Source organism: Actinomadura harenae, from assembly GCF_003696215.1.
GTDB classification, from domain to species: Bacteria; Actinomycetota; Actinomycetes; order Streptosporangiales; family Streptosporangiaceae; genus Spirillospora; species Spirillospora harenae.
Genome location: NZ_RFFG01000155.1, coordinates 1 through 14,774 on the forward strand (window position 1 = coordinate 1; position 14,774 = coordinate 14,774).

Annotated in this window: 13 protein-coding genes; 8 read left to right on the top strand and 5 right to left on the bottom strand. The window is 74.9% G+C overall.

Annotated elements, in window-relative coordinates; translation table 11 throughout:
• The coding region (locus tag EBO15_RS39950; protein WP_147481875.1) for an iron ABC transporter permease at nt 1-841 on the bottom strand (841 nt) is incomplete at its 3' end.
• Entirely contained in the window at nt 838-1,842 is a 1,005-nt protein-coding gene (locus EBO15_RS39955; RefSeq protein WP_122199665.1) for a FecCD family ABC transporter permease, read from the bottom strand. The genes EBO15_RS39955 and EBO15_RS39950, both read right to left, overlap by 4 nt.
• Nucleotides 1,843-2,020: 178 nt before the next feature.
• On the opposite strand from EBO15_RS39955, the gene EBO15_RS39960 reads away from it, so the two are divergent.
• From EBO15_RS39960 to EBO15_RS39980, 5 genes are all read left to right on the top strand, one after another.
• Nucleotides 2,021-2,842, top strand: coding sequence for an NUDIX hydrolase (locus EBO15_RS39960; protein ID WP_122199666.1), 822 nt, complete (start codon nt 2,021-2,023; stop codon nt 2,840-2,842).
• Nucleotides 2,839-3,861: a molecular chaperone DnaJ gene (locus tag EBO15_RS39965; protein WP_122199667.1), complete on the top strand. Its 1,023-nt coding sequence runs from the start codon at nt 2,839-2,841 to the stop codon at nt 3,859-3,861. Before EBO15_RS39960 ends, EBO15_RS39965 begins: the two co-directional genes overlap by 4 nt.
• Nucleotides 3,854-4,828, top strand: coding sequence for a hypothetical protein (locus tag EBO15_RS39970; RefSeq protein ID WP_122199668.1), 975 nt, complete (start codon nt 3,854-3,856; stop codon nt 4,826-4,828). Before EBO15_RS39965 ends, EBO15_RS39970 begins: the two co-directional genes overlap by 8 nt.
• A 27-nt stretch (nt 4,829-4,855) precedes the next feature.
• Nucleotides 4,856-6,154 carry an adenylosuccinate synthetase gene (locus EBO15_RS39975; RefSeq protein ID WP_122199669.1) on the top strand — a complete coding sequence of 433 codons (1,299 nt, stop codon included), beginning with the start codon at nt 4,856-4,858 and terminating at the stop codon, nt 6,152-6,154.
• A gap of 111 nt (nt 6,155-6,265) precedes the next feature.
• On the top strand, nt 6,266-7,192 hold the full coding sequence (locus tag EBO15_RS39980; protein ID WP_122199670.1) for a neutral zinc metallopeptidase: 927 nt from the start codon (nt 6,266-6,268) through the stop codon (nt 7,190-7,192).
• Between the two features lie 64 nt (nt 7,193-7,256).
• On the opposite strand, the gene EBO15_RS39985 is transcribed toward EBO15_RS39980, so the two are convergent.
• Nucleotides 7,257-7,643 (bottom strand): DUF7715 family protein, encoded by a 387-nt coding sequence (locus EBO15_RS39985; RefSeq protein WP_122199671.1) that lies wholly within the window; start codon nt 7,641-7,643, stop codon nt 7,257-7,259.
• Nucleotides 7,644-7,806: 163 nt separating this feature from the next.
• On the opposite strand from EBO15_RS39985, the gene EBO15_RS39990 reads away from it, so the two are divergent.
• Nucleotides 7,807-8,601 carry an SAM-dependent methyltransferase gene (locus EBO15_RS39990; protein WP_122199672.1) on the top strand — a complete coding sequence of 265 codons (795 nt, stop codon included), beginning with the start codon at nt 7,807-7,809 and terminating at the stop codon, nt 8,599-8,601.
• Nucleotides 8,602-8,643: 42 nt separating this feature from the next.
• Nucleotides 8,644-10,353 carry a translation initiation factor IF-2 gene (locus EBO15_RS39995; protein WP_122199673.1) on the top strand — a complete coding sequence of 570 codons (1,710 nt, stop codon included), beginning with the start codon at nt 8,644-8,646 and terminating at the stop codon, nt 10,351-10,353.
• Here the strand turns inward: EBO15_RS39995 and EBO15_RS40000 are convergent.
• Nucleotides 10,350-12,428, bottom strand: a complete 2,079-nt coding sequence (locus tag EBO15_RS40000; protein WP_122199674.1) for a tetratricopeptide repeat protein — start codon at nt 12,426-12,428, stop codon at nt 10,350-10,352. The genes EBO15_RS39995 and EBO15_RS40000 overlap by 4 nt on opposite strands.
• 83 nt (nt 12,429-12,511) lie before the next feature.
• Nucleotides 12,512-13,933 (bottom strand): MFS transporter, encoded by a 1,422-nt coding sequence (locus tag EBO15_RS40005; protein WP_122199675.1) that lies wholly within the window; start codon nt 13,931-13,933, stop codon nt 12,512-12,514.
• Nucleotides 13,934-14,075: 142 nt separating this feature from the next.
• Between EBO15_RS40005 and EBO15_RS40010 the strand changes: the two genes are divergently transcribed.
• The gene (locus EBO15_RS40010; protein WP_122199676.1) at nt 14,076-14,651 is read left to right on the top strand and encodes a TetR/AcrR family transcriptional regulator; all 576 of its coding nucleotides are present in this window, start codon (nt 14,076-14,078) and stop codon (nt 14,649-14,651) included.
• The last annotated feature ends 123 nt before the right edge of the window (nt 14,652-14,774 follow it).

Genomic DNA, 14,774 nt, shown 5'->3' on the forward strand with positions numbered 1-14,774 from the left:
GCGGCGCGGCGAGCGCGACGAAGTCGACGGCGCCCGCCTGGGACGTCGCGAGCGCGGCGAGGACGACGGCGACGGCGCCGAGCAGCAGGCGGCGCGCGCCGACGCGGACGCCGAGGCCGCGCGCGAGGTCGTCGTCCAGCCCGGCGGTGTCGAGCGCCCGGCCCGCCCAGAACAGCAGCGGCGCCAGGACCAGCAGCGGGACGAGCAGGGTGAGCGTCTCGCGCTGGCCGAGCCCGGCGAGGCTGCCGGACAGCCAGACGCGGGCGCGCTCGCCGTCGGACGGGTCGGCGCCGACGATGAAGACCTCGGTGAGGGCCTTCAACGCGAGCGCGACCGCGATCCCGGACAGGACGAAGCGGTTGGCGGTCAGGCCCGTCCGCCCGGCGAAGGCGAAGACGGCGGCCGCGGCGCCGAGACCGCCGAGCAGCGCGGCCGGGCCGAGCCAGGACGCGCCGAGCCCGAACGTCATCACGGCGGTCGCGGCGAGGCCCGCGCCCTGGGTGACGCCCATGACGTCCGGCCCGGCGAGCGGGTTGCGCGTGACGGACTGGAGCAGCGCGCCGGACACGCCGAGCAGGGCCCCGACGGCGAGGCCGACCTCGACGCGCGGCAGCCGCAGGTCCTGGACGACCAGGGTCGCCGGGCCGTCCCCGCCGAGCGCGCGCAGCACGTCGGCGGGCGCGACGAACGTGCTCCCGATCGCGAGCGAGGCGACGGCGGCGACGGCCGTGAGCGCGGCGAGCACGATCCCGAAGACCAGCGCGCGGCGCCGGACCGTGACCGCGACCGGACCGAGTCCCAGCACGAGCACGCCCGGGGCCGGGTGCCGGACGGCGGTCACGCGGTCACCGTCCGGGCGCGGCGCACGAGGACGAGGAGGAACGGGGCGCCGAGGAGGGCGGTGACGACCCCGGCGCGGACCTCGGCGGGCGGGACGACGAGGCGGCCGAGGACGTCGGCGGTGAGCAGGAGGGCGGGACCGAGCAGGAGGGACACGGCGAGGGTCCAGCGGTGGTCGGCGCCGACGAGGGCGCGGGCGAGGTGGGGGACGGCGAGGCCGACGAAGCCGATGGGCCCGGCTGCGGCGACGGCGGCCCCCGTGAGCAGGATCGCGGCGACGGCGGCGCCGAGCCGGACGCGTCCGACGTTGCGGCCGAGGCCGCGGGCGACGTCGTCGCCGAGGGCGAGCGCGTCCAGGCCGCGGGCGGTGGCGAACGCGAGCAGGACGCCGACGACCACGAACGGGATCACCCAGGTGGCGACCTGCGGCGGGCGTCCGGCGAGCGAGCCGACGGCCCAGAACCGGAAGGTGTCGAAGGTCTGCTGGTTGACGGTGAGGACGCCGACGACGACGCCGGTGAGCGAGGCGTCCAGGGCCGTCCCGGCGAGGGCGAGGGTGACCGGGGACGCGCCGTCGCGGGTCCGCGCGGACAGGGCGTAGACGAAGGCGCCCGCGAGCGTCGCGCCGGCGACGCCGAACCACAGGTAGGACGGCAGGGTGGTCAGCCCGAACACGCTGATCGCGATGACGACGCCGAGCGACGCGCCGGACGTGACGCCCATGATGCGGGGGTCGGCGAGCGGGTTGCGGGTGAGCGCCTGCATGAGGACGCCCGCGACGGCGAGCGCGGAGCCGGCGGCGAGGCCGACGACGGTGCGCGGGACGCGGAGCGAGCGGACGATGACGTCCTCCTCGGTCAGGCGGTCGCCGCCGTGGGCGAGCAGCGCGTCCACGACATGGCCGGGGGCGATGGCGCGGCTGCCGAGGGCGAGGCTCGCGAGGACGGCGGCGAGCAGGGCGAGCGCGGCGATCGCCAGCACCGTCGTGCGCCTGCGCAGCATGCGCCTTCACCGCCGTTCCTCGAGCCGGTCAGAAAGTTAGGTAAACCTAACCTTATTGATCAGGCCGATCGTAAGGCACGGTCACCTTCCACCTCAAATCCCCCTAGACGGGCCTATCTCACACCCGCTATGTTCTTCTCAGGTTGAGTTTTACTCAGTATGAGAAGGATGAATCCGGATGAACCAGCCGCCGCAGGACGAGCGCGAGTTCCTCGCCGCCTACGACCCGCGCGCCTACGACCCCGTCTCGGTGACGGTGGACGTCGTCGCGCTGACCATCCGGGACGGCGCGCTCAACGTCCTGCTGGTGCGGCGCGGCCAGGCCCCGTTCGCGGGGATGTGGGCGCTGCCGGGCGGGTTCGTCCGGGGCGTCACGGACGCCGAGGACCTGGCGTCCGCCGCGCGGCGCGAACTGGCCGAGGAGACCGGGCTCGACCCGGACGCGGCCGGCGGCCCGCTGGAGCGCCTGCACCTGGAGCAGCTCGCCACCTACGGCGCTCCCGGACGCGACCCGCGCATGCGCGTCATCTCCGTCGCCCACCTGGCGTTCGCGCCCGCGCTGCCCGACCCGCGCGCGGGCGGCGACGCCGCCGAGGCGACCTGGGTCCGCGTCGACTCCCTGGGCCTGAGCGAGGCCGGGGCGCAGCATCCCGGCGTCACGCGCGCGCTCGCGTTCGACCACGCGCGGATCCTCGCGGACGGCCTGGAGCGGGCGCGCGGGAAGCTCGAGTACACGCCGCTCGCGACCGCGTTCTGCCCGCCCGAGTTCACCGTCCCCGAGCTGCGCGCCGTCTACGAGACGGTCTGGGGCGAGGAGCTGCACGCGGGCAACTTCCATCGCAAGGTGCTGTCGGTCCCGGGGTTCGTCGAGGCCACCGGCGGCACCGCCGACCGCGAAGGACGGCGCGGAGGCCCCCGGCCGAAGCTCTACCGCGCGGGCGACGCGCGGCTGCTGCACCCCGCGCTGCTCCGGCCCAGCCGGGAGGAGGAGATCCGGTGAACCGTGAGGAGGCCGTGGCGCTGCTCGAACGCGCCGTCTCCCCCGCCGACGTGTTCGGCGAGGACGAGGCCGAGGCGGCACGCCTGTACCGGCGGCTGGCCCGGCTCGTCCACCCGGACGCGGCGCCGGACGGCTCGTCCCGGCACTTCGCCCGCCTGTCGGAGCTGTGGCACGCCCGCAGGGCGGCGGCCACGCCGGTCCTCGAGGCCGGAAGGCGCCGGTTCCGGCTCGGCGCGACCCTCGCGAGCGGCGACGTCGCCGAGCTGTACGCGGCCGAGGCGTCGGAGGACGGCGGGCGGTGGCGGAGCGTGGTGGTCAAGATGCCGCGCGACCCGTCCGACAACGACCTCATGGCCCGCGAGGAGGAGGCGCTGCGGACGCTGCGCCGCGACGGCGACCCGAGGTTCCGCGCGTACGTCCCGGACCTGGTCACGACGTTCCGGCACCGCGACCCGGGGACGGGTGAGACGCGCGGCGTCGACGTGCTCGCGCCCCTCACCGGGTTCGTCTCGTTCGCACAGGTCAGCGCCGCCCACCCGGACGGCGTGGACCCGCGTGACGCCGCGTGGATGTGGCGGCGGCTGCTGGTCGCGCTCGGCTTCGCCCACCGGGCGGGCGTCGTGCACGGGGCCGTCCTGCCCGACCATGTGCTCGTCCACCCGGAGAAGCACGGGCTGGTGCTCGCGGACTGGTGCTACTCGGTCACCCGTCCTGGCGGACGCGTCCCCGCGATGGTCGACCGGCACGCGAGCCTGTACGCGCCGGAGATCCCCGCGCGCGAACCCGCCGTCCCGGGGACGGACGTGTACATGGCGTCCAGGTGCGTCGCCCGGCTCATGGGCGACCGCGCGCCCGCCGCCCTGCGCCGGTTCGTCGCCGGATGCACCCTCCCCGCGCCGCACCGGCGTCCGCGTGACGCCTGGCGGCTGCTCGCCGAACTCGACGAGCTCCTCGAGCGGCTCTACGGCCGCCGCACCTTCCGACCCTTCACCATGCCCCCAGGAGGAGACCATGGGTAGTGGAAACTGGTCCACCAACGTGTACGCCGCCAACCGCGCCTACCAGGCCGCGAACGGCATCAGCGCGTTCCAGTACAGCGACGGCGGCGCGACCTCCGTCCACGCCGACCTCGACCCGAAGGGCGTCGTCCTGCGCGAGTCGCGCGACTCCGAGGAGCACCCCGAGTCGCTGGCGATCTCGGTGCTGTTCGATGTGACGGGCTCGATGGGGACCGTCCCGCGGACACTCCAGACGCGCCTGCCCGACCTGCTCGGGCTGCTGCTCCGCAAGGGCTACGTCGCGAACCCGCAGATCATGTTCGGCGCGATCGGCGACGCGTACTGCGACCGCGCGCCGCTCCAGGTCGGGCAGTTCGAGTCCGACAACCGGATGGACGACGACCTCGGCAAGATCCTCATCGAGGGCGGGGGCGGCGGCCAGATGAAGGAGTCGTACGAGCTGGCCATGTACTTCATGGCCCGGCACACCGCGGCCGACTGCTACGAGAAGCGCGGCCGGCGCGGCTACCTGTTCTTGATCGGCGACGAGCTGGCCTACCCCGTGGTCCGCGCGGAGCAGGTCCGCTCGCTGATCGGCGACGACCTGCGCGAGGACGTCCCCCTCTCCGCGCTCCTCGACGAGCTGCGGCGCGCCTGGGACGTGTACTTCATCATCCCCGAGGGCGCCTACCACACCGGCGACGCCCGGCTCCGCGACTTCTGGCGCGAGCAGCTCGGCCAGAACGTCTTCTACCTGGACGACCTGGACGCGGTCTGCGAGACGATCGCGCTCACCGTCGGGCTCGGCGAGGACGCCATCGACCTCGACGAGGGCCTCGCGCACCTGGACGAGTTCGGCTCGGGCGCCGGGCGGGCCGTGTCGAAGGCGCTCACGCCGCTCCGCAGGGGACGCGGCTCGGTCGCCGAGTCGGACGCGCCGTCCGGGCTGCGCGGCGAGGGGCGCGGCTCCCGGAACCGGCGCCTCTGATACCGCGACTCTGATGCGGAGCTTCTGATGCGGCACACCATCGTCGTCGACCTCGGGTTCGGCGACGCCGGGAAGGGCACCGTGGTGGACCGGCTCTGCGCGCGCGGGGCGCGCGGCACAGGGGCCGGGCCGGTCCACACGGTCGTCCGCTTCAACGGCGGCGCGCAGGCCGCGCACAACGTCGTCACGCCGGACGGACGGCACCACACGTTCGCGCAGTTCGGCTCCGGGACGTTCACCCCCGGCGTCCGGACGCACCTGTCGCGGTTCGTGCTGGTCGACCCGCTGGCGCTGGCCGCCGAGCACGAGCACCTGCTCGCCCTCGGCGTCCGGGACGCGTTCGCCCGCCTGACCGTCGACGAGGACGCGCCGCTCACCACCCCGTACCACCGGGCCGCCAACCGCGCGCGGGAGACCGCACGCGGCACGGCCCGGCACGGATCCTGCGGGATGGGCGTGGGCGAGACCGCCGCGTACGCGCTCGCCCACCCCGCCCTCGCCCCGCGCGCCGGGGACTGCCTCGCGCCCGCGCGCCTGCGGAAGCGCCTGGCCGCCCTGCGCGACTGGTACCACGACACCTTCCCGGAGGCCGCGTGGCCTGTTCCGGACGTGGACGCCTGCGTGGCGGCGTTCCGTTGGTTCGCGAGGAGCGTCCGGATCGTGGACGCCGGGTACCTGCCGCGCGTCCTGCGCGCGGAACGCGCCGTCTTCGAGGGCGCGCAGGGCGTCCTGCTGGACGAGTGGCACGGCTTCCACCCCTACACGACCTGGTCGACGACGACGTTCGCGAACGCGGAGACGCTGCTCGCGGAGACGGGCGAAACCGGGTTTCGGCTGGGCGTCCTGCGCGCGTACGCGACCCGGCACGGGCCCGGCCCGTTCGTGTCCGAGGACCCGGCGCTCACCGCCGGCCTGCCCGACCCGCACAACGGCGCCGGGCCGTGGCAGGGCGCGTTCCGCGTCGGCCACCTGGACACCGTGGCGCTCGACTACGCCGTCCGGGCGGCGGGCGGGGTGGACGGCCTCGCCCTCACCCATCTCGATGTCGCCGAAACACGCTCTGACCTGCGACTATGCCGCGCTTACACGATGGACGACCACACCGTCCGGACGCTTCCGTTCGACGCGGCGCACGACCTGGAGCGGCAGGGCGCGCTCACGGAACGGCTGCTGACGGCGCGTCCGGTGCTCGAACCGCTCGGCGATCCGGTCGCCGCGGTCGAGGACGCGCTCGGCGCCCGGGTCGTCCTCCGCTCGCACGGCCCGACCTCGGACGACAAGACCGGGTCCCTTTTCGGCGTGCACGAATCCCAGTACGCACTGTGACCGATGGGGAAGAGCCTGATCACCTCATCGTGACGCCCGCGCGACCGCGTCCGCGCCGGGGGCCGGGGTGAAGTCGGATGGTCCCGTCACCCCCCGATCGATGGAGGCGGAATGCCGCTCCCCCGACTGTCACCCGCCCGTTTCCGCCGCCCGCGGTCACTGACCGTCCTCCTGCTCGCCGCGTGCGGCGTGGGGGCCGTTCCGGGGACGGCGTCGGCGTTCACCGCGACACCGGGCGACGGGCCGGTCGTGCTCAGCCCCGGATCCCTCACCCCCGGCTCCCCCACGGGCGCGTTCCCCGTGCCCGCGGGCGGCCCCGCGTCCATCCGGGCCTCCGGGGCGGCGTTCGTCGTCGACACCGGGGCGGCGGCGCGCGAACCCGGCGCGTCCTCCATGCCCGGCACGGACGCGTCCTTCGTGCCGGGCGCGGACGCGTCCTTCATGCCCGGCACGACGGCCGAGGAGGCCACGCCCCTCCAGCAGGACCTCCAACAGGACCTCCAGGACGCCCAGGACGTCGTCGACGCCTTCTGGCGGCGGCACTGGGCGGAGACCTTCGGCGGACGCTACGCCCCGCCCGCCGTCCTCGGCCCGTACGACGGCGCGAACCCCGCGGCCACCCCGCGCTGCGGCCCCCGCCTCCTCGAACGCGACAACGCCGCGTATTGCCCCGACGGCGACTACCTCGCCTGGGACGAGCACCTGATGCGCGTCGGCCAGGGGACCGGCGACGCCTGGATGTACATGGTCATCGCGCACGAGTGGGGGCACGCCGTCCAGCACCGGATGCCGTCCCGGCTGGTCTCCCGGCGCGGCGAGCTCCAGGCCGACTGCCTCGCGGGCGCCGCGCTCGCCGGGGCCGCGCGGGACGGCGCGCTCCACGCCGACCCGGGCGACCGGAACGAGATCGACGCCGAGTTCCACCAGATCGGCGACGGCACCCCGTGGGCCCGGCCCGGCGACCACGGCACCGCCGCGCAGCGGATCGCCGAGTTCGCGCGCGGCGGCGCGGGCGGTGTCCGCGCCTGCCTCCCCTGACCCGCTCCCCTGACCTGCTCCCGCCTGGGGTCTCCCTCGCCCCGTCCCCTCCTGGGGACGACGGCTACGGCTGGACGACCTGGCGGACGACGATCTCATCCAAACGGCGTTCGACGATGGCCCCGACCGGCCAGTCGCGGACGAGCGTGCGCAGACCCGCCGCCTCGTGCTCGGCGTGCGAGCCGTCGTAGCCCTGCTGCTCCAGGCTGCTGCGGATCGCCTCCACGTAGTCGGCCTCGCTGAAGCCCGGGACCTCCCGGACCATCGCGGTGGTGGTGGCGCGGTGCGAGTTCAGCCCGGCGAACGACCGGGCGCAGCCGCAGCCGCCGTCCGGGTCGCCGTCGTCGCGGTCGCAGATCACCCCGATGTGGACGAGCTCCCCCTCCACGCACCAGGTGAAGTCGTTGTCGCGGTAGCCCTGGGTGAGGTTGGTTGCGGTGAGCAGCTTCACTGGCCGACCCCTTCCGTGACGCGCCCACCGTACGACGCCGGTCGGACATTCCACCGGCGAACGTCCCCCGCCCGACCGGGTTCCCAAACGTGATCTCGGCCTGTTGGATGGGACCTGACTGATGAGGAATCCCTTTGTGAAGCTCCCCCGGTGAGGAATCCCCATGACGGACGAGACCCCAGCGATCCAGCACGACGTGCCGCAGACCGCCCGAATCTGGAACTACTGGCTCGGCGGTAAGGACCACTTCCCGGTGGACCGGAACGTCGGCGAGGAGATCCTGAACGTCATGCCGAACATGGCGCTGATGGCCCGCGCGACACGCGAGTTCCTGAAGCGCGCGGTGCACCATCTGGCCGCCGACCTGGGCGTCCGGCAGTTCCTCGACATCGGCACGGGCCTGCCGACCGCCGACAACACCCACCAGGTCGCGCAGCGGGCCGCGCCCGAGGCGCGCGTCGTGTACGTGGACAACGACCCACTCGTCCTCGCGCACGCGCGCGCTCTGCTCACCAGTTCACGCGAGGGCAGGACCGCCTACCTGGACGCCGATCTGCGCGACCCGGAGACGATCCTCAAGGGCGCGGCCGAGACCCTGGACTTCGACCGTCCGGTGGCGCTGCTGCTGATGGGGATCCTCGGGCACATCACCGACTACGACGAGGCGCGGTCGATCGTCGCCCGGCTGACGTCCGCGCTGCCGAGCGGCGGCTTTCTCGCCCTCTACGACGCGACCAACGTGGTGGACCCGGCGGTCGCCGAGGCCGCCGAGATCTGGAACGCCAACGCCGAGCCGCCGTACGCCCTGCGGAACCCGGAGCAGCTCGAGGGGTTCTTCGAGGGCCTGGAGCTGCTGCCGCCCGGCGTCGTGTCCTGCCCGCTGTGGCATCCGCCCGCCGCCACCATCGGGACGATCACCGCGATCGACGAGTTCGGCGGCGTCGGGCGCAAGCCCTGACCGGCCCCGGGGCACCGGCGGCGCGCGGGTAGAGTGCGCCGGATGGGACGGGTGTTCGGCAGGCGGCACGCCCCCACCACGCGGGACGACGCCACCAGGCGGGACGACGCCGCCCCGCGGGACACCCGCCTTGGTGAGGCGGTCTGGGAGACGCATCTGCCCCGGCGGCGGGTGCTCGCCGTCGTGCGGAACCTGGCGTCCGCGACGCGGATGCTGGACGTGCTTCCGGTGTTCCACGGCGATCCCCGGGTCGGCGTGGAGTTCACGGTCAGCGAGGGGTCCGCGTTCGGGCGCGAGCTGCCGGAGCTGCTGCGCGACATCGACGCGCGCGTCGTGCCGTGGCGTGACGCCGTCCGGCGGGGAGGCCGGTACCACCTGGCGCTCGCGACGTCCGCGAACGGCGGGCTGCACCGGCTCCGTCCGCCGGTCGTGGTGATGCCGCACGGCGCGGGGCACAACCGGCTCGTGGAGGCGGCGTCCGGCAGCGCGGACGTGGCGTCCGGGCTGGCCGCCGCGCAGCTCCTCCATCGCGGACGCGTCGTCCCGGCCAGGCTCGTCCTCGCGCACGAGGAGCAGTTGGAGCGGCTGCGGGAGAGCTGCCCGCCCGCCGCGCGGGTCGCGGTCGTCGCCGGGGACCCGTGCTTCGACCGGATGACGGCGAGCCTCCCGCTGCGCGACCGGTTCCGGCGCGCGCTCGGCGTCCGGCCGGGGCAGCGCCTGGTGGTGCTGTCGTCCACGTGGAACGGCGGGTCGCTGTTCGGCGGCATGCCGCACCTGCTCGCCCGTCTCACCGCCGAACTGCCGGTGGACGGGTTCCGGGTCGCGATGGCGCTGCATCCGAACGTCTGGGACCGGCACGGCGCGTACCAGATCGAGGGCTGGATCGCCGAGGCGCTGAACGCCGGGCTGCTGCTCGTCCCGCCGCGCGACGGGTGGCGGGCGGCGCTCGTCGCGGCGGACGCCGTCGTCGGCGACCACGGCTCGGTCACCTACTACGCGGCGGCGCTGGGCCGTCCCACGCTGCTCGCCGCGTTCGCGGACGCCGAGGTCGACCCGGCGTCGCCGATGGCCGCGCTGGGACGCGTCCTGCCGAGATTCCGGCCGTCCGAGGGGCTGCTGGGGCAGCTGGAGAAACTGACCGCCCCGGTGGACGTTCCGGACGCGATCGGCATGCGCGGGCGGGCGGCGGAGAACCTGCGGGCGCTGCTGTACGGGCTGCTGGATCTGGATCCGCCCGCGAACCCGGCCAGGCTGCGCCCGGTCCCGCCGCCGGAGCCGCGCGGTGCGCGGGACGTGACCGCGCTGAACGTCGAGGGCGAGGTCCACGGCGACCGGATTCGGCTGGACCGATATCCGGCCGTCCTCGACGACCACGCGCCCGACCTTCTGGACGACCCGCACCTCGTCGTCGACGAGGGCGAGGCCGACGAGCGCCTGCTGAGCTCGGCGGACGTCGTCGTCCGCGCCGATCCGCCCGAGGACCCGGAGGCGTGGGGCGCGGACGTCCTCGCCCGCCACCGGGGCGCCGAGATCGCGGCGGTGACCTTGGACGACGGCGCGACCCTGGTCGTCCTCCGGGACGGCACGCGGGCCCGCGCCGAGGGCGCGGACGCGTCGCTGTGCGCGTCGGCCGCGTACGTGCTGCTGGTGTCGGGGCGTCCGCTCGCCGGGTCGTTCACCGTCACGGCCGGGCCCCGCGAATTCCGCCTCAACGTCACCCCCCCCCCGCCGGAAAATAGGGGTGTCCGTTAATCCTCCGGCGCCGGGGGACGCAGCGCCTTCGCCCGGCGCAGGTATCCGGCCGCCGCCTCCTCGTCCTCGGTCGCCTCGGCGAGCAGTTCCAGGGCGCGGGCCTCGCGCGCGGGCATGTCCCGCGTCGCCAGGGTCGCGAGGGCCCGGGTCAGCTCCTCGGACGCGTCGCCGGGCCGTCCGAGCGCGAGGTACGCCTCGCCCAGCCGCGTGCGGATCTTCGCGTCCGTCAGCGGGTCGGCCCCGCCCTCGTCCACCCGCAGGCCGAACTCGAGCTGCGTGACCGCCTGGGCGTGCCGTCCTGCGGCGATGAGCGCCCCGCCGAGCAGGTAGCTGTGCACGGCGATACCGCGCCAGTTCATCAGTGCGGCGTTGATGTCCCGCGACCGGTGGAAGGCCGCGATCGCCGCCTCGTGGTCGCCCTCGCGCTGCCGGACGATCCCGACCGCCTCGACCACTCCGGCCTGGACCCGAAGACCGGGTACCCCCGCCACGGGCCTTCCCGAATCGCGGGCCCCGATCGCGTCGCTGAGCGCCGTGAGGGCGGGGAGTTCGGCGGCGGCCTCGTCGACCTTGCCGCCGCGCAGGAGCGCCCGGACGAGCAGGGTGTGCATGCGGGCCTCGGCCACGTCGTCGTCGGCGTGCCGGGCGGACGCGAGGCCGAGGCGGGCGACCTCCAGTTCGTCGGCGGGGTGGGCGTGGCCGTCGTACAGCGCCCACAGGGACTCGGTGAACCGCCAGACCAGGTCGTCCCAGCGTTCGGCGGCGGCCGTCCGGACGACGGCGAGGATGTTCGCGTGCTCGCGTTCGAGCCACCCGAGCGCGTCGGCGCGCTTCACCGGCGGCTCGGGCGGGGCGGACACGCGCAGCCGCCGCCCGAGGACGGCCCAGTCGGCCGCCTGCACCTCTCTCAGGTACCAGGCGACGAACCGCCGGCGCAGGTCGCGGGACTCGCCCGCGACCGACTGCGCGTGCAGGCGGACGAGGTCGTGGAACCGGTACCGGTCCTCGTCGACCTCCTCCAGGAGGCTCGACTCCAGCAGGGCGTCGAGCGCGCCGTCCGCGCCCGTGACGAGGTCGCAGAGCTCGGCGGAGAAGTCGGGGCCGGGGAACGCGCCGAGCCCGCGGTACAGGGCGGCGGCCTCGGGCGGGAGGTCGGCGTAGGCGGCGTCGAACACGGCTTCCACGACGGGCTTCCCCTCCGCGGTCAGCCGTTCGAGCCGCCGCTCCTCGTCGGCGAGTTCCGCCGAGAGCCTCCCGATGCCCTGCCTGCGCCGGGTGACCAGGCGCGCGCCGCAGACGCGGAGCGCGATCGGCAGGCCGCCGCACATCCGGGCGAGTTCCGCCGCCGCGCCGGGTTCTCCGGTGACGCGCCGGTCGGCGACCATCCGCTCGATGAGGAGGCCGCCCTCCGCGTCGTCCAGGGGGCCGAGGTCGAGCGGGACCGCGCCGCGGCGCGTGACCAGGCCGGTGAGGCGGCGGCGGCTGACCGCGACGACGACGCTGCCCGGCGCGCCCGGCAGGAGCGACTCGACCTGCGCGGCGTGCGCGACGTTGTCCAGGAGGACCAGCATCGGGGAGCGGTCGGCGGTGAGCGTCCGGAACAGCGCGGCCCGCTCCTCGATCCCGGGGTCGATCCACTCCTCGCGGGCGCCGAGCGCGCGCAGGAACCCGCCGAGGACGTCCGCGACGTCCGTGCCGCCGCCGTGCCGGAGGCGCGCGAGGTCGGCGTAGAGCTGCCCGCCGCCGAACCGGTCGCGCGTCCGGTGCGCCCAGTGGACGCCGAGGCCGGTCTTGCCGACCCCGCCGATGCCGCTGACGACCACGAGCGCCGTACCGCCGGTCCCGGAGGACGCCGCCGACTCCAGCAGCGCCAGTTCCTTCACGCGGTTGACGAACTCGCCGGACTCGGCGGGGATCTGGCGCGGGACGAGCGCCAGCGGCTGCGCGACGGGCGGCAGGTTCGCGGTGACGGTGCCCGCCTGCACGACGACGCCCGCGACGGCGTTGCGCATCGTGTTGGTCAGCGTGTCCGGCATGCCGTTCTCCCGGCGCTCGGCGTCGTCCCCGTCCGGCATCAGCAGCCCGCCACCCCGTGCGCTCGGCCTTCCTGGTCGCGCCGAATCTACGGGAGGGGCGCGGCGGCCACCAGTCCCTCCGGTCACTTCCGCGCGCCGGGACCGAACCAGGCCAGGAGCTGGATCGCGAGGGCCAGGACGAGCGCTGCGGACGACCAGGCGAACACCCCCGAGACGGTGTCGGCGACGCCCTTTCCGTCCCGGGTGAACGGGATGAGCAGGACGGCGAGGCCGAGCGAGCCGCCGATGGTGAGGGCCGTCTGGAGCACGCCCGCGGTGACCCCGGCGTACTCCGGCGGCGCGGTGGTCAGGACGATCATGTTCATCGGGATGATCGCGAGGCCGACGCCCACGCCGATCGCGAGCAGCGCGGGCAGGACGTCCGCCGTGTAGCCGCCCGTGCCGGAGAGGCGGGTCAGCCACAGCGTGCCCGCGAGGACCAGGACGAGCCCGGCGGGCGCGCGCACCTTCAGGCCGACCCTCGCGACGTACCGGGTGAGCAGCTGCGTGGTGACGAGCAGCGCGACGCCGTAGGGCAGGATCGCGAGGCCGCTCTCCAGCGCGTTCATGCGCAGGACGTTCTGGAGGTACTGCACGAGATAGACGAGGAGGCCGGTCAGGACGGCCGCGAGCAGCAGCAGGCTGAGCACGGCTCCGGCCCGCGCCCGGTCGGCGAAGAGGGCGACCGGCAGGAGTGGTTCGCCCGTCCGGCGGTCGAGGGCGAACAGGGCCGTCCAGAGCGCGGCGGACACGGCGAGGGCCGTCAGGGTGAGCGCGTCGCCCCAGCCCTTCCCGGCGGCGTGGACGAGCGCGTACACGGCCGTGGCGAGCGCGCCGGTGACGAGGACGGCCGACGGGACGCCGAGGGGCCGCGTCCGCCCGGTCTCGTCGCGGACGCCCCGCATGCGGACGCCCAGCACGCGCACGGCCACGCCCAGCAGGACGAGCCCGACCGGGACGTTCGCCAGCAGGCTCCAGCGCCAGTCCCCCACCCAGGTCAGGACGCCGCCGACGACCATCCCGGCCGACGCGCCGAGCCCGCTCACCGTCGAGTAGAGGCCGAACGCGCGCTGCCGCCGCGCGCCCTCGAAGAGGGTGGCGAGCAGCGCGAGCCCGGTCGGCCCGGCGAGCGCCGCGCCCGCGCCCTGGAGGACGCGTCCGGCGAGCAGCACGGGCAGGTCCGGCGCGAGCCCGGCGACGAGCGAGGCGGCCACGACGAGGGCGATGCCGGACAGGAACACGCGCCGGTGCCCGAGGACGTCGCCGAGCCGTCCCGCGAGGAGCAGCAGGCCGCCGAACGCGAGGAAGAACCCGTTCGGGACCCAGGACGCCGAGGCCGCCGTGAGGCCCAGGTCGTCCTGAAGGGTCGGCAGGGCCACGTTCACGATCGTGCCGTCCAGCTGGAGCATGAACTCCGCGCCGACGATCGCGACCAGGACCAGCGCCCACGCCCGGTCCCGGGCGCCTCTGTCCGGGACCGTGTCCCGCACCGTCTCCGTACTCATCGCGCCTCCATAAGGTGAGGCCACCTCAGGTTGAAGGCCGCCCTTAACCTGAGGCTGGCTCGACTTGATGGCCGTCAGCTAAGCTGAGGTAACCTCAGGTTGTCAATCGGCGCCCGCGCCGACCCGGCGGCCTGGAGGAACCGTGCCCCATCCGCACATCGCCCGGCGTCCGAAGCGCGCGGACGGCGCGCGCAACTACGACGCGATCCTCGGCGCCGCGCGCCGGGCGTTCGAGCGGGACGGCGCAGAGGCGTCCCTGGAGGACGTCGCGTCCGGCGCGGGCGTCGCGATCGGCACGCTGTACCGGCACTTCCCCAGCCGCGCGTCCCTGGTGGAGGCCACGACCCGGGACGGCCTGTCGCTCCTGGTCGACCGCGCCGAGGAGCTGTCGGCGGGCGGCGACCCGCTGGCCGCGCTGACCGCCTGGACGGACGACGCGGTGCGGCACTTCAGCACGTTCCGCGGGCTGGTCGGCATCCTCACCCAGAGCTGGTACGACGAGGGCACGCCGTCCCACACCATGTGCGACGCCATGCACCGGAGCGGGGCCGGCCTGCTGCGCGCGGCGCAGGCGGCGGGCCGGATCCGCGCCGACCTGACCCCGGACGAGCTGTTCGACATCCTGCTCGCCGCCGCCTGGCTGCGCGAGAACGCCACTCCCGAGCGGGACGGCAGCGCGCGTTTCCTCGTCCACGCCCTGGAGGGGATCGCCGTCTAGTGCGCTGACCGGAAATGATCACCGGGTTGGGTGACACGCCGTCGGGCTTGCCGGGTTCGGGCGGGTTCTGTGTCCAGACTCGATCCCGTCGGGATCGAGTCTGGGGAGGTGGCGGGTGGCGGA